Source organism: Cyanobacterium sp. Dongsha4 (assembly GCF_036345015.1).
GTDB lineage: Bacteria > Cyanobacteriota > Cyanobacteriia > Cyanobacteriales > Cyanobacteriaceae > PCC-10605.
The window spans coordinates 1,469,246-1,484,341 of the sequence record NZ_CP084098.1 but is presented as its reverse complement, the minus strand read 5'-3'; the positions used below and the strand labels follow the sequence as shown (position 1 = coordinate 1,484,341).

Annotated in this window: 14 protein-coding genes; 8 read left to right on the top strand and 6 right to left on the bottom strand. The window is 33.8% G+C overall.

What is annotated here, in order from left to right:
• Positions 1-403 precede the first annotated feature (403 nt).
• Together Dongsha4_RS06245 and hemJ are read right to left on the bottom strand one after the other, a co-directional pair.
• The gene (locus Dongsha4_RS06245) at positions 404-874 is read right to left on the bottom strand and encodes a hypothetical protein (protein ID WP_330204847.1); all 471 of its coding nucleotides are present in this window, start codon (positions 872-874) and stop codon (positions 404-406) included.
• A gap of 80 nt (positions 875-954) precedes the next feature.
• Positions 955-1,530 (bottom strand): protoporphyrinogen oxidase HemJ, encoded by a 576-nt coding sequence (hemJ, locus tag Dongsha4_RS06240; protein WP_099436221.1) that lies wholly within the window; start codon positions 1,528-1,530, stop codon positions 955-957.
• A gap of 374 nt (positions 1,531-1,904) precedes the next feature.
• Between hemJ and Dongsha4_RS06235 the strand changes: the two genes are divergently transcribed.
• On the top strand, positions 1,905-3,269 hold the full coding sequence (locus Dongsha4_RS06235; protein WP_330204846.1) for an NAD(P)/FAD-dependent oxidoreductase: 1,365 nt from the start codon (positions 1,905-1,907) through the stop codon (positions 3,267-3,269).
• Between the two features lie 152 nt (positions 3,270-3,421).
• Entirely contained in the window at positions 3,422-4,681 is a 1,260-nt protein-coding gene (locus tag Dongsha4_RS06230; RefSeq protein ID WP_330204845.1) for a DUF481 domain-containing protein, read from the top strand.
• 202 nt (positions 4,682-4,883) lie between these two features.
• Here the strand turns inward: Dongsha4_RS06230 and Dongsha4_RS06225 are convergent, their stop codons facing one another.
• Positions 4,884-6,050, bottom strand: coding sequence for a ferrochelatase (locus Dongsha4_RS06225; RefSeq protein ID WP_330204844.1), 1,167 nt, complete (start codon positions 6,048-6,050; stop codon positions 4,884-4,886).
• 282 nt (positions 6,051-6,332) lie between these two features.
• Between Dongsha4_RS06225 and Dongsha4_RS06220 the strand changes: the two genes are divergently transcribed.
• Positions 6,333-7,532 carry an RNA polymerase sigma factor, RpoD/SigA family gene (locus Dongsha4_RS06220; protein WP_330204843.1) on the top strand — a complete coding sequence of 400 codons (1,200 nt, stop codon included), beginning with the start codon at positions 6,333-6,335 and terminating at the stop codon, positions 7,530-7,532.
• A gap of 558 nt (positions 7,533-8,090) precedes the next feature.
• Here the strand turns inward: Dongsha4_RS06220 and Dongsha4_RS06215 are convergent.
• Complete coding sequence (locus Dongsha4_RS06215; RefSeq protein ID WP_330204842.1) at positions 8,091-8,975, bottom strand: hypothetical protein; 885 nt, start codon at positions 8,973-8,975, stop codon at positions 8,091-8,093.
• Between the two features lie 99 nt (positions 8,976-9,074).
• Positions 9,075-10,244 (bottom strand): 1-deoxy-D-xylulose-5-phosphate reductoisomerase, encoded by a 1,170-nt coding sequence (gene dxr, locus Dongsha4_RS06210; protein WP_330204841.1) that lies wholly within the window; start codon positions 10,242-10,244, stop codon positions 9,075-9,077.
• 279 nt (positions 10,245-10,523) lie between these two features.
• Between dxr and Dongsha4_RS06205 the strand changes: the two genes are divergently transcribed.
• Positions 10,524-10,958, top strand: coding sequence for a Fur family transcriptional regulator (locus Dongsha4_RS06205; protein ID WP_099435395.1), 435 nt, complete (start codon positions 10,524-10,526; stop codon positions 10,956-10,958).
• Positions 10,959-10,996: 38 nt separating this feature from the next.
• Here Dongsha4_RS06205 and Dongsha4_RS06200 read toward each other — a convergent pair whose 3' ends face one another.
• On the bottom strand, positions 10,997-11,617 hold the full coding sequence (locus Dongsha4_RS06200) for a hypothetical protein (protein ID WP_330204840.1): 621 nt from the start codon (positions 11,615-11,617) through the stop codon (positions 10,997-10,999).
• A 91-nt stretch (positions 11,618-11,708) separates the two neighbouring features.
• On the opposite strand from Dongsha4_RS06200, the gene Dongsha4_RS06195 reads away from it, so the two are divergent.
• The 4 genes from Dongsha4_RS06195 (at position 11,709) to wecB (ending at position 15,092) form a co-directional block, all read left to right on the top strand.
• Positions 11,709-11,936: an indolepyruvate ferredoxin oxidoreductase subunit alpha gene (locus Dongsha4_RS06195; RefSeq protein WP_041922657.1), complete on the top strand. Its 228-nt coding sequence runs from the start codon at positions 11,709-11,711 to the stop codon at positions 11,934-11,936.
• Positions 11,937-12,020: 84 nt separating this feature from the next.
• Positions 12,021-12,740, top strand: coding sequence for an ABC transporter ATP-binding protein (locus tag Dongsha4_RS06190; RefSeq protein WP_330204839.1), 720 nt, complete (start codon positions 12,021-12,023; stop codon positions 12,738-12,740).
• A gap of 201 nt (positions 12,741-12,941) precedes the next feature.
• Positions 12,942-13,757, top strand: coding sequence for a mechanosensitive ion channel family protein (locus tag Dongsha4_RS06185; protein ID WP_330204838.1), 816 nt, complete (start codon positions 12,942-12,944; stop codon positions 13,755-13,757).
• A gap of 219 nt (positions 13,758-13,976) precedes the next feature.
• Entirely contained in the window at positions 13,977-15,092 is a 1,116-nt protein-coding gene (gene wecB / locus Dongsha4_RS06180; protein WP_330204837.1) for a non-hydrolyzing UDP-N-acetylglucosamine 2-epimerase, read from the top strand.
• The last annotated feature ends 4 nt before the right edge of the window (positions 15,093-15,096 follow it).

The window sequence follows — 15,096 nt, the reverse complement described above, 5'->3', positions numbered from 1 at the left end:
TTTTAGAATTAAGGAATTAGGAATCAAAATTTATTACAACAAATTTAAAATAAGATCAATTTTTTACTCAATTTTAAGAATAGATATTTACAAGAAAATATAACGGCTCATCTATAAACATTAGTTATCCATGTGGCTGTGAAAAAATTTCATACAGATAAAATATTTACACATATAAACTCACTTTTATTTTTCATAATTACTGATTCAATTAAGCTATTAATTTATCTTTAGAAGTCAACAACACATATCAGGAGACAATTGTCTGTTAACCTTTTAGAGAGTCTTGACTTTTGTCTCCTTAATTTCTAATTTTATTCTATGAATAATCTGATCACTCAAATAAAACACTGATATACTTTTATCTATAAAAGTTATTAGATATGAGTCTTAGATATTGAGTTTAATAAACAAAAATTGCTCCAGTTGGCTGTAAGTTGAAAGTACGATTACCTTTACCAACATCTTCTATCTGTTTCACCGTTAAATTAATCATATTATTTTCTGTTACCTCCACTAAATATTGAAGGTTAATGCGAGAGGCGTTAGGAGTATTCAAGTCGGGGTAAATGACTAAATATATTGAATCTTCTGGGTTAAGACTTTTTACGGTAACATTGTCATCAGCTCTTAAAACAGTGGGAGTTAGAGTTTCGTCTGTAAAAGAATAATCTAAAGCAATTCCTGTCTCGTTAATAATTTTTAAACTAATGGGCTTTTCAGTGTTAACTCTAGCGACAGGTTGCCAAAAACCGGGTTGATAAGTTGAGGCAGGGGGATTATTGGTTTCTGTCTGGGCGTTGGCGGAATAAGGCAATAAACTTAAGTTAGCACTAGCGATTAATAAAGAGGAATACAAAAGGGTTTTCCACATAATTTTTTATTAAAAAATCAGTAAATATCGCTAGTATTCTAACCTAAAAAAATATTAAGAATATAAAAATTTTAATTTGATTAACTATTAACTAAATTTTCTGATTGATTTAATTTTTCTTCATTTTGACGGCGAATTTTTGCATAGTATTGAATACTTGCTGCCATTAAAACTACTAAACCAACAATTAGCCAAGTGGTAATATCTAAAGGCAAATTATTTTTAAAGATAGCCAACAACACAATTACGACTAATAATAAAGTAGGGGCTTCATTTAAGGCTCTAAATTTCTGTCCATTCCAGTTATTTTCACCTTTTTCTAACTGTTTCATAATCCTACCGCACCAGAAATGATAAATAAGCAATAAAGCAACGAAAAGCAATTTTATATGTAGCCATCCTGATTTGAGAATTTCTGGTTCAGTGGAAATTAAACCAATAGCCATTGCCACGGTAACAACCATACCGGGGGTGGTGATGATATTGTAGAGCCTTTTTTCCATTAGCTCATATTGTTTTTTGAGAATAGATTGAGCAGGTTCAGGTTTTTCTTGGGCTTCTGCGTGGTAAACAAATAAGCGCACTAAGTAAAATAATCCTGCAAACCATACAACTATGCCGATGATGTGAAATGCTTTAAACCAATAATAAGCCATAATTTTTAATAAAGTTTGTGAATACCTAATCTATTTTAAGGTTAATTGGGTTAACTCTTTGTGGCTTCAATACTGTTAGTTTCATTTTGTATTTTCTATTAGTGGTGGATAAAAATTTCTTTGATTCCTTAATTTTGCAATTTTTTCCTCAAAATCAAGCATTCTTACCTCTTAAATCAAAAAAAATCTAAAACCTAGCAATTAACAATTAGTAATTAAAGCCTGACACCTACTCTCCTGACAGCGTTTTTTTAAGAAACCCTTATTTATTTGTATGCTTAGTCACTGAATCATCGAAAAAAGTTAGATAGGCTAGAAAAAATCTCATCAACGTAGTAATATTTAACATTCGTTTACAAAAATTCATAGTAGCCATGTCTAATTTAGAAAAAAGATCATCCTTGCCCCATGTGGTAATTGTGGGCGGTGGATTTGCTGGACTTTATGCCGCCAAGGAATTAGGTAATGCCCCTGTAAAAGTAACTTTGATTGACAAACGCAATTTTCACCTTTTTCAACCTCTCCTTTATCAAGTGGCAACGGGTAGTTTATCTCCTGCAGAAATTTGTTCTCCCTTGCGTTTAATTGTGGGGAGAAATAAAAATACCCATGTAGTTTTAGATGAGGTAGTTGACATTAATCCTGAACAAAAACAGGTAATTATGAGGGAGGGGGTGTTAAATTATGATTATTTAGTTATTGGTACTGGAGTTAGTCATCATTATTTCGGAAATGATCATTGGGAACAAGATGCTCCTGGTTTAAAGAGTATTGAAAATGCCCTTGATATTCGTCGCAAAATTTTCCTCGCTTTTGAAGAAGCTGAAAAATTATCTTCTCCTCAAGAAAAACAAGAATGGTTAACTTTTGCCATTGTTGGAGGAGGCCCTACAGGAGTTGAGTTAGCAGGTGCGATCGCAGAAATTGCTCATAAAAGTATTAAAAAGGATTTCAAAGAAATTGACACGACAAAAGCAAGAATTGTCTTAATTGAAGGTATGAATCGAGTATTACCCCCTTATCCCGAAGATTTATCTGCAAAAGCTCAAGCCTCTTTAGAAGAATTAGGAGTTGAGGTATTGACTAACCGTATGGTAACAAATATTGATAAAAACACCCTCAATATTCGTCATGGAGAACAAGAAGAAACCATCAAAGCTAGAACTATTTTGTGGGCGGCGGGGGTTAAGGCATCTGGTTTATCAGAAATAATTGCCGATCGCACTTCAGCCGAAACCGATCGAGCTGGTAGAATAATAGTAGAATCGGATCTCAGTATCAAAAATCATCCCAATATTTTTGTGGTGGGAGACTTAGCCCATTTTGCTCATCAAGACAATAAACCTTTACCTGGTATTGCTCCCGTAGCAATGGAAGAAGGTAGGTATGTAGCTAGGTTAGTTGTGGCGAAAGAAAAAGGAAGGCAAATAGAACCTTTTAGCTATATGGATAAAGGTAGTTTAGCCGTCATTGGTAATAATCATGCAGTTGCTAACTTAGGTTTTGTGAAATTATCTGGTATTTCTGCATGGCTTGTATGGGTATTTGCTCATATTTATTACCTGATTGAATTTGATAATAAACTGTTGGTAATGTTGCAATGGGGATGGAATTACTTTACTCGTGGTAGAGGTGCTCGTTTAATCACAGGAGAAATTAGCGAGAAAAACCTTGTTTCTCAATCTTTTAATAATGGTAACTCCGTCTCTAATTCAGAAAAAGAGCTAGTCAAAAGTTAATTTCAACCAAAGCAGGATGGGAGTAAACTTACTCTTGCTCTTATCCTCAATCCTGACTCATACATTCATAGTAATCTCACAATTCAAATAGAAAGAATCGGTATATGATATTTTAATGTCTGAAGTTTCAATTATTTCAGTATATAAATACCGTGAAAAAATCATTAGCTTATTTATCTCTTTTTCTTAGTTCACTTTTAACAATTGTTAATGGAATTAATCTACCTATCAGTGCAACGGATGACTTAAATACAATCAGTTCGATAGATAATAATTATAAGAGCATTTTGTCTATGGATGATTCACCATTAAAAGTAATGATTCTTACGAATCTTGCTCTTAAATATGCTAGACAAAATAATCAGAAAAAAGCCTTAAAAATATTAGCAAAAGCACAACAAGTATCTTTACAATTAACAGATAATTATCAACAGATAGTTAGTTTAACCCAAGTTGCTCAAACTTACGGAGAAATCAATAATAGAGAAAGTGTGAACACAAAGTGCCACTACGCGATCGCATCTTTGAACTTAGCGAAAGAAAAAACGAAACAAATAAAAGATAAATCTCTACAAGCATCTTTATTACTAAATATTGCCCTTGAGTACGAAAAATTAGGGGAAATAGAAATAGCAAACAATATATATCAACAGAGTCAAATAATTCAAACTCAAATCAGTCAACCCCAACCAGAATTTCCCTTCGAGCAAACCCCTACAAAATTTCAAATAGGATTACTAGCAAATGTCAACTCTTTTCGTAAAACTACTGCTACCTTCGGCTTTGATGTTAACTATGAAAAACAATGGGAAATTAGCGATATTTTTGTGAACGGTACAGCTTTTATCGGCTATGATAGCGATCGCACTTTTAATAAATTTCGTCCTACTGGTTTAATTAACTCCGTTTATCGCTATCACTTCGACAAAGATTGGAGTTTTTTTACTAATACTTTAATAACCGCTAATCAAGATTTTTTCGCATCTCAAAATGATGATGATGACTTAAGTATTTTAGGAAACTTACTTTTGGGAGGGGGTTATAACCTCTGGAGGGGAGAAACTCCCAATAATTCTGTTGACTTACAAATAGGCTTAGGAAGTATTTATGAGTACGACTTTTTTGATGGAGAAAAGAGACGAAATCAACTATCTCCCGCTTTAGGTATTTTGCTTCAAAGTCGAGGTCTAAAACTCGGTAACGCTGAATTAAACCATATTCTAGCCATTATACCAGCCTTAAACGATCTAGAAAACTATACCATCACCTCAGACTCTAACTTATCCATTCCACTAAGTGAAAAATGGTCTTTTACCAATCGTTTATTTGTAAGGTATCGTAATCAATTAATTTATGAAAACAATCCAAAAGTGCAGTTTTTCTTTTCCACAGGGGTAAAATATACATTTTAGGGAATTGGTGGATGAGTTCGGATTTCAGGGTTCGGAGTTAGTGGTAATTAAACACTTTTGCCCTCCCCCTTATTTAGAGGGAAGACAAGAGGGGTTTGCCTCTTGCCCCTTGCCTACCCCATATTATCACTATTGCCTATTTCCTATTCCCCCTAACCCCACCCAAATGAGAAATCGTATCCAAAATCAACAACGTCAATTTTTAATGATGATGGTGATTATGATTATGATTATGATTATGATTATGATCGTGGTGATGATGACCATGATAATGGGTTTTGGCAAAACTAGGATTAATTACTGCTCCTTCTTCCGTTAATAAGGATTCAATCAAGGGATTAACCCATTGTGCCGCCATTGCACAAAATTCCTCATTATCGTTAACGCATTCCATCTGCACATAATTGATGTCAGGATACTTAACATATAACGCTTGAATAATGTGCTCCACATCTAACAAGGTTTCATGGTTTTCCGTTGCAAAGCCAATGGGCATAAATATTAGAGCTTTTGCCCCTAACTCAATCAAGTTTCTTCCTGCTAACTCTGCATTCGGTTGAGTCCATTTAATTAAAGGGGTTTGATGGTTGAGCCAACCTACTGAAATTAAGGGATAACGATAAATAAGTTTTTCTCTTACCAATTCATATAATGCTTGACTTTCATCAATACCCGAAGTAAATCCTTTTGCTTCATGAGGGCAGCCGTGATTCATTAAAACAATACCAATTTCTGAAGGTAAATAAGCATTGCCTAATTTTGCGTCGATTTCTTCTTCTACTAATTTGGCCAATAAATCGATATAATCTGATTTATTGTAGAAAGAAGGTATATAACGTAAGGCTTTAACCCAATGGTCTTCTTTTCTGTCTTTTTGTGCTAATGCCTCGTTTATTTGCTCGATCGCAATTCCACTGGTGAAGATAGAATCTACTACTAAGAGGGGATAAATGAGAATTTTCTCGAACCCTTCCGCTTTAACCTGTTCTAAAACTTGATAGGGTAGATGAGGTTTACAGAAGTTGAAAGCCTTAAATACTTTGACTTTTTCTCCCCAAGTATGTTGCAACTGATGCTCAATTTTTGCTCTTTGACGCTCGAAAATAGCATTATGAGGAGAAACAAAATTCCCGTGTTGATGACTCCATTCATGTAAATCAAAAATCGCCAACAACTTAGCAAGGGGGGGATATAACCATGTTGGCACAGGAGCAAACTTTGCGGTAAGTAGGTTTAAGGCTTGTTCATTATAGTTGGCAAAATCATCATAACTTTCCACCTCTCCATATCCCATAAGAATAACGGCTACTCTATCTGTAGCGGGTGAGACTGAATTTGATTCAATAGTTTTGTCTGGAGTAACTACCACAATTATGATACCTATAATTAAAATGACATTCTATATCCATTGTAGGGGCATATTTAGAAATTATGAATTATAAATTATGAACTATGACTCACAAGCAATAAACCAGAAAATATATACATTACATTTATGTAATATTTCGGTAGATAAATTCTAATTTTTGTGACTAAAGTGAATCAAAAAGTTTTTTTTGTTGTATATTGGGGGGAGAGTAAGGATTTGGGTATTTAATGTACCTAAAACAACTCAAAATTAAATAGTAGTTATCACACAGGGACAGAGATTATGACCAACTTTGATGTTAAACCTCTTAAAGACCGTCCTTCCACCTCCCCGACATCTTCATCTTCGGGTCATAATTCGAGGGCGACATACTCTCCACCGTCAACCCAAAATAGTCCCTATATAAATTCTCGTGATTTAATGCGCCTGTATCTTCGTGATATTGGGCGCATTCCTTTATTAACCAAAGAAGAAGAAATTACTTTAGCTAAAGAAATTAAAGCCTCTCAAAATTTATTGGCAATCAGAGACAAAAATAGGGAACTGCCAGTTCTTGCCAAATATCTGGAAATCATGACACTATTTGATTCTTTGGTAGCGAATCACTCTGAGGCGGTTAAAATGGGAAAAATCGCCCAACAACTCAATTTAACTCCAAAAACAGTAGAATCGATTATTGCAGAAGGAAAGGAAACATGGGCTAATTTAGCACAATTTAAAGTATCGGAGTTAGAAACTATTTTGGCTAATGGCATTAAAGCAAAACAGAAAATGATTAATGCTAATTTGCGTTTAGTGGTATCTATTGCGAAAAAATATCAAAATAGAGGGTTAGAATTATTAGACTTGATTCAAGAAGGGACTCTCGGTTTAGAAAAGGCGGTCGAAAAATTTGATCATACCAAAGGCTATCATTTCAGCACTTACGCTTATTGGTGGATTCGTCAGGGAATGACAAGAGCGATCGCAACTCAGGCTAGAACTATTCGTCTTCCTATTCACATTACTGAGAGATTAAATCAATTAAAGAAAGTACAGAGACAACTATCCCAAAAATTAGGTAGAATCGCCACGGTGGATGAAATAGCCAAAGAAATGGATATGACTTCCCTTGATTTACGTCAATTTTTAAATCAAATACCTCGCTCTATATCCTTAGAAATGAAAGTGGGAGAAGACTATAACACTGAATTAGTGGAATTAATTGAGACAGAATCCGCAACTCCTGAAGAAAACTTAATGAGAGTATCTATGCAAAAGGATTTACGTTCTATGCTTTCTTTACTCAATGAAAGAGAACAAAAAATTCTGAGACTGCGTTATGGGTTTGAAAATGGCAAAATTTATTCCCTCAGTGATACTGCTTCAATTATGAATTTATCAAGGGAAAGGGTTAGACAAATTCAGGCAAAAGCTATTCAAAAACTACGTCAACCAAATCAGAAAAAGAGCTTAAAAGATTATTTAGAAATTATCGGTTAAGTTTTTAAAAATTAAATCTTTCCAATTCCCCTCAATCCCCCTTAATAAAGGAAATTTTCCATCATGTTTACCTCCTTATGAAGAAAAGATTAGGGCAGGGCTGTTTCAAAGTAGAAATACAAAAACGCTAAAACTATTGCCAGTAAAAGAATATAGGGTTTTAGAGCTTTGAGGATTAAGAAGTAGTTAAAAATGTTGAGATTATCAATTTATAACCATAAACCATTAAAAACTATTGCAAGAGTGCCTATTCCCTACCTGAGTTCGATGAAAAAAGTATCGAAAAATAAAGCGTCCTCGAGTTATCATCGAGCCAATTTTGGAATAAAAAATTATTAAATTTAGGAAAAACTCATTGAAAATCAATTTATTCAGCTTTTTTGTCAATAATTATTACTTTTAACTCCGTTCACGACCGAAGGGAGTGCATGAGAGCAGCGAACTCTCCGAACTCCGAACTCCGATATTCCCTGCCTTAACCAGAAAATTTTAGAATGAAACAGCCCTGAAAGATTAGGGGGGATTAACAATCAAAATCATCACTTTTCAAACAGGTTTTTATTGAGAAATTAAAAGTTCACTAATTGCTTGATAATCTTCGGTTATAATTCCTTTACTATTTTGTAAATATTCTTGAATTAGTTCCGAGGAATTAGCTGTATATAGATTGTTAAAAATTTGGTCTGATATGACTTTTGCTTTGTTATTATTAATTTTTGATTTGAGATGATTTTTATCTAATAAATAGGTGATAACAGGCTTAGATATTTTTTCTATGGATGTGGCTAAATTTTTTGTTTCTTTGGTAGAGATTTCTCCGAGATTTATTAAAATAACCTCAGTATTTTTATCTTCATCTAGCATTTGTAACCATAAATCCCAATCTATTTGTGATAAGAGATTATTTCCTACGTTAATGACTTTAGAAAAACCTAAATCAAATTTTTGTAAGTATTGTGCAATGGTTACAGCAATTATTTGATCAGCATAATTGATCATGGCGATATTTCCTTTCTGAAAAATATTACCGTAATTGAAGCCACAATAATACTCTTCTGGAATTAAGATTCCTCCCTGAGAAATTCCTAATATTTTGACATCTTTTAGTTTTGCTTTTTGATAAATTTTAAACAAATCTAAAGGTGGAACTGATTCAGAATAAATAACAATTTGTTTTATTTGAGCAGTAATGGCTTCATAAACTGCATTTAATACTAAATATGGGTGACTAAAAATTAAACTTGTGGTCATTCCCTTTGCGGAAGAAATTGCATCTGTAATTAAACTAAAAACAGGAATTTCATCAAAGGTAAAATCTAAATTTTGATCAGTAATACCCGCTACAATATCTTTTCTATGACCATCAAACTGTTGTAAATATTCTTGGGCGCAATCTTGGTCAATTCCTTGTATTAAAATGCGTGGTGAAAAATTCCAATTCATGATTCAATAATGGGTAATGAGTAGGATGTCAGGGAGATAATAGGAGAGAGAAAAGGAAGGAATTTATTTGTAATTTTTAATTGAAATCTAATTAATTGGTTATGCTAAAACAGAAACCTGTTCTACAACCGCCTCTCTTGCCCAACTGTCAGCGTGTAGAATATCCTCTAAACTAGGATTAGGTCTGTTATCATTGGAGAAGCGATCGCACACTAATTCAATTAAACGGGGAATATCCAAGAAAGTAATTTTTTCCTGTAAGAATAACGCTACAGCCTGTTCATTTGCCGCATTTAAGACCGCAGGCATACAACCTCCTGCTTTTCCTGCTTCATAGGCTAATTGCATACAAGGATATTTATTATGATCAGGTTCACGGAAGGTCAAACTACCTACTTGTACTAAATCTAGGGCTTTCCAATTAGTAGAGATGCGATCGGGATACGACAAAGCATAAAGTAAAGGTAAACGCATATCCGCCCATCCTAATTGAGCTAATACTGATGTATCTTCTAATTCAATTAAAGAATGAATGATACTTTGAGGATGAATAACAATATCTATATTCTCATAGTCTAAACCAAAGAGAAAATGTGCTTCAATAACCTCTAAACCTTTATTCATTAGAGTAGCCGAGTCAATCGTAATTTTTTGACCCATAGACCAATTAGGATGTTTTAAAGCATCTTGCACCGTCACAGAAGCCAATTTTTCTACAGGTAAATCACGGAATGATCCCCCAGATGCAGTTAAAATAATACGTCTTAATCCTCTTTCAGGAACACCCTGTAAACACTGAAAAATAGCCGAATGTTCCGAGTCAGCAGGTAACAATTTTACCCCGTATTTTTCAATTAACGGTAATACAACAGGACCTCCAGCAATTAAGGTTTCTTTGTTGGCTAAGGCAATATCTTTTTTCGCTTTAATCGCCGCAATAGTGGGTAATAGCCCTGCACAACCGACAATTCCCGTTACAACACTTTGAGCTTCACCGTAACTAGCCACCTCACAAATCGCCTCTTCTCCTGCTAAAAGAATAGGTTGAGGAGAAACAGAAGTTATAACATCTTTTAATTCTGATAATTTATTACTATCACGAATGGCGACAATTTCTGGTTTAAATTCTCGAATTTGTTCTGCTAAAAGACTAATATTATTTCCTGCGGCTAATCCCACTACTTTAAATTTATCAGGATGGTCTCTAACTATATCCAATGTTTGAGTCCCAATTGAACCTGTAGAACCTAGTATAGTAATTAATTTCATAAACAAATATATTAATAAGAATATCAATATCTTACCCGAAAAAATCCCTATTAAGAAAAGGGCAAAGTTAATAGGGCAATCGACAAAGGAGAATCGCTTATAGTTGATAATTGAGAATAAAAAACACCCGAAACCTGAAACCTATTTTATAACTCCGAACCCCGTTCACGACTGAAAGGAGTGTACGAGCGGAGCGAACTCTCCTAACTCAGGTAGTGATATAATCACTGAGTGTAATTATTAATATAAATATTCATTTAAAATCATCAGTTATAAACAATGAAACCTCACGGGGTAGAAACAAAAAAAATGCGTTCCCTCAAAGATGCCTTAAATCGTTGTCAAGAATTAGGCTTAAGGATTTCCCGTCAGAGACGCTTTATTCTTGAATTGTTGTGGGAGGAGAAAAATCATCTCTGTGCCAAGGAAATTTACGAAAAGTTAAGTCAACAGGGTAAGCATATAGGTTATACTGCGGTTTACCAAAATTTAGAAATTCTTTCTCAAAATGGAATAATTGAATGTGTTGATAGACATGGAAGCCGACTTTACAGCAACTTAGGGGATGAGCATAGTCATCTTAACATTATTGATACAGACCAAATTGTTGATATTCAAGTAGAATTACCCCCTGATTTAATTAAAAATATTGAAGCAAAAACGGGGGTAAAAGTAGCTCATTATCGTATTGATTTCTATGGTTATAAAAATTAATTATCTACTATTTTTCTTGTTTAATTCTCTATTTATAATTATTTAAAAGGTTGTCCCCAATATTGCCAAGATTCTTTATTGAAGGGCGATCGCCACTTTAGAATTAATTGTTTTTCTAAAAACTGTCTTACTTTTCTGGAAGTAGGAACACCCCAACAAAAAGCACTTCTAATTAATACAGGCAACTTGTATTTTCGATGTAATTCTATGTAGCTTTGGATGTAACTTTTACAGTCATGATTCATCCATCTGTGATAAGGAGATAATTTCGTTTCTCCTACATATAAAAGCAAATTCCAATGGGTATCTAAAATAAAATAAAGACAACTTTCACTCAAAGCATATTCAGGTAAATTATAAAACTGATCAGTATGGGTTTTTAGGCTAAAAGGATCTAAGGATTCAATAATAGATAAATCACTATTTTTATTATCTATATTTAAAGATAATTCTTCGCTTAAATTAACTTGATTAATATTGTTATTTCTTTGACTTTCTTGATAATTTAAAATACGCTTTTTCCACTGATTTAAAAAACTTTCGCTCATAACAAAATCAGCTTTTAAGGGCTTTTTCTTCACTTCATAAATTGAAGTTGACTCAAATAAACTCAATTGTTGTGAATTACTATGGGAAGAATTGTAACTAGAATAACTCAATGTTTTAAGCTCAATTATAAATTGCAGAACAAACTCACCTTAAAGTATAATATTTTCGACAGAAAAAGATAGTCAATCAGGAGAGAAAACATTGCCACACACTATTGTAACTGACGTTTGCGAAGGGATTGCAGATTGCGTTTCCGCTTGTCCTGTTGCTTGTATTCATGAAGGACCTAGTAAAAATATCAAGGGTACAGATTGGTACTGGATTGATTTTGACACCTGCATTGACTGTGGTATCTGTCTGCAAGTTTGCCCTGTGGAAGGTGCTATTCTAGCAGAAGAGCGTCCAGAATTACAGAAAACCCCTGTTTAGTTAGAAGTTAGGAATTCGGAGTTTAGGGGTTAAGAAGTAGGGAGTGGGGCAAAAAAACTTATTACTTGTTACCCATGATTAATTATGACAAATTTACTAGAAGTTCAGGACGTTTACGCAGGATATATCAAAGATTTAAACATTTTACAAGGGATTAATTTTTGCATCGAATCCCATGAATTAGTAACGGTAATTGGGCCTAATGGTGCAGGAAAATCTACTTTGGCTAAAACCATTTTTGGTTTGTTAACTCCTAATGAGGGAAAAATTATTTTTAAGGGAGAAAATATTACAGGTTTAAAACCTAATGAAATCGTTAAATTGGGGATGTGTTATGTGCCTCAAATAGTTAATGTTTTTCCTAGTTTAACCATAGAAGAAAATTTAGAAATGGGGGCTTATATTCTTTCTGGAAGCAGTAAGAGACAAAAAGATTTAATCTATACAATGTTTCCCAAATTGAAAGAAAGAGCAAGGCAAAAAGCTGGTACTTTGTCTGGAGGAGAAAGGCAAATGTTAGCTATGGGAAGGGCTTTAATGTTAGATCCTGATTTACTAATTTTAGATGAACCATCCGCCGCTTTGTCACCCATTTTAGTAAGCAGTGTTTTTGAACAAATTAAAGCTATTAATGAAGCAGGAAAAGCCATTATTTTAGTAGAACAAAATGCTAAAAAAGCTCTCATGATGGCACATCGTGGTTATGTTTTAGAAAGTGGAAAAGATGCGATCGAAGGTAAGGGAAGTGATTTATTAAATAATCCTCAAGTGGGAGAATTATATTTAGGTACAAGCCACAATTAATCATAAATAATTGGTTTATATTTTATTAACTTTCACTAATAATTTTTGCCGACTAATTATTAATAATTTACTGTTTATTTCCTTATTTATATCATGGTTTTACTGTTGTTATTATTACTGTTTATATGATTTTGGTTGATTATATCTGAATATAATAGTAACCTTTTAGCAAGAAAATCATCATAATTAGAAAATTAACCCATGATTTCGGAACAAATAATCAACAAATTAGTCGAAGTAGGCACTACTGTCGGCTTGAAAATCCTTACAGCTTTAATTATCTTTCTTATCGGCTTACAGGTAGCAAAATGGATTAAAAATTTACTCGAAACAGCATTAACCAAGAAAGAAGTTGAGTCAACCTTAGTTAAATTTCTCGGAAAAATTCTTTATATTGCCCTTATTTCTTTTGTCATAATCATTGCTTTAAATCAAGCTGGAGTAGCTGTAACATCGATTATTGCTATTTTTGGTGCGGCTAGTTTAACCGTTGGTTTAGCGTTACAAGGTTCACTCTCTAGTTTAGCGGCTGGAATTTCTCTGATTATACTTCGTCCTTTCAAAATAGGTGATCTCATTGATGGAGGGGGAAGTTTTGGTATTGTGGAAGAAGTAGGTTTGTTTAATACAACTATCAAAACTTTAGATAATTTAACTATTATCATTCCCAATGATAAAATTCGTAATGAGAAAATCATCAACTACTCTCTCAAACCCATTCGTCGAGTTGATTTAGTCGTTGGCATTGGTTATGGGGACGATATAGACAAAGCAAAACAGTTAGTAAAAGAGATTTTAAGTAATGATTCCCGCATTTTAGCTAATCCAGCTTTTACTATTCATTTGTTTGAATTAGCGGATAGCAGTGTTAATTTTGCGGTACGCCCTTGGGTGAAAACTTCTGATTACTGGGATACTTACTGTGATTTAACGGAAACCATTAAGAAACGTTTTGATGAAGAAGGCATTAATATTCCCTTTCCCCAAAGAGATGTTCATATTTACAACCATAATTAAACCATAATTAGGGTGTTAGGAAAATAAGGTGTCAGGTTTCAGGTATTGGGTTGGTAGGGGTTAAATATATTCAATCCTTACGGGAAATTTCTTTTTTATCTTAACTTCTAACTTTTAACTCCGAACTCAGGTTAAGTATAGCTAAAATGGTTACAAAATCTGAGTAAAATAAAGACCAGAGTAATTTCTCACTAAGTATTATCAATTCATAACTAATCCATGACATTCTCCAAAAAAACAATTTGTATCACTCTTGGCACTCGTCCCGAAGCCATCAAATTAGCACCAGTAATTAAGTGTTTTCAAAATACAGAAGATTTTGATACTAAGGTGATTTTGACTGGACAACACCGAGAAATGGTGGCACAGGTTATGGACTTATTTGATTTGAATGCAGATTTTGATCTCGATATTATGCAAACAAAACAGACTCTAGGAGATATTACTTGTCGCAGTTTACAAGGGTTAGAAAAAATATATCAAGACATTAAGCCTGATTTAGTCATTACTCAAGGGGATACAACAACGGCTTTTGCGGCAAGTTTGGCGGCATTTTATCAACAAATACCTGTGGGTCATGTGGAGGCTGGTTTACGTACAGATAACATTTATAATCCTTTTCCAGAAGAGGCAAATCGCCGTTTAATATCTCAAATTGCACAATTACATTTTGCTCCAACGACTTTGGCAGTGGAAAATTTACATAAGTCAGGGGTAACAGGGGAAATTCACCACACGGGAAATACTGTTATTGATGCTTTATTGTCTGTTGCTCAAAAAAATCCTCCTTGCGATGTTGAAGGTTTAGATTGGAATAAATACCGAGTTTTATTAGTTACAGTTCATCGCCGAGAAAATTGGGGTGAACCTTTGCAAGATATAATTTCAGGTTTAAAGTTAATCCTTACTAAATTTCCTGATACTGCAATTTTGTTACCTTTGCATCGTAACCCTATTGTAAGAGAACCTTTGCAAAAACAATTAGGTGATCATGAAAGGGTGTTTTTAACAGAGCCTTTAGATTATAAAGAATTAGTGGGTGCAATAAAACGTTGTTTTTTACTATTAACTGATTCGGGAGGTATTCAGGAAGAAGCCCCCAGTTTAGGAAAACCTGTTCTAGTTTTACGAGAAACGACGGAAAGACCAGAGGCGGTTATTGCTGGAACGGCAAAACTGATAGGAACTAAGGCGGAGCAAATACTTTTTTCTGGCAGTGAATTATTGGACAGTGACAATAATTATCGGCAAATGGCGGAGGCAATTAATCCTTTTGGAGATGGTAAGGCTAGTCAAAGGATATTAGATATTGTTCGCAAATATTTTTTAATGTAATGAG

Bases quoted from the DNA above. Each gene is read 5' to 3' on its own strand.
- Dongsha4_RS06245 (WP_330204847.1), bottom strand. From the start codon at position 874: ATGTGGAAAACCCTTTTGTATTCCTCTTTATTAATCGCTAGTGCTAAC.
- hemJ (WP_099436221.1), bottom strand. From the start codon at position 1,530: ATGGCTTATTATTGGTTTAAAGCATTTCACATCATCGGCATAGTTGTA.
- Dongsha4_RS06235 (WP_330204846.1), top strand. From the start codon at position 1,905: ATGTCTAATTTAGAAAAAAGATCATCCTTGCCCCATGTGGTAATTGTG.
- Dongsha4_RS06220 (WP_330204843.1), top strand. From the start codon at position 6,333: ATGACCAACTTTGATGTTAAACCTCTTAAAGACCGTCCTTCCACCTCC.
- Dongsha4_RS06215 (WP_330204842.1), bottom strand. From the start codon at position 8,975: ATGAATTGGAATTTTTCACCACGCATTTTAATACAAGGAATTGACCAA.
- dxr (WP_330204841.1), bottom strand. From the start codon at position 10,244: ATGAAATTAATTACTATACTAGGTTCTACAGGTTCAATTGGGACTCAA.
- Dongsha4_RS06205 (WP_099435395.1), top strand. From the start codon at position 10,524: ATGAAACCTCACGGGGTAGAAACAAAAAAAATGCGTTCCCTCAAAGAT.
- Dongsha4_RS06190 (WP_330204839.1), top strand. From the start codon at position 12,021: ATGACAAATTTACTAGAAGTTCAGGACGTTTACGCAGGATATATCAAA.
- Dongsha4_RS06185 (WP_330204838.1), top strand. From the start codon at position 12,942: ATGATTTCGGAACAAATAATCAACAAATTAGTCGAAGTAGGCACTACT.
- wecB (WP_330204837.1), top strand. From the start codon at position 13,977: ATGACATTCTCCAAAAAAACAATTTGTATCACTCTTGGCACTCGTCCC.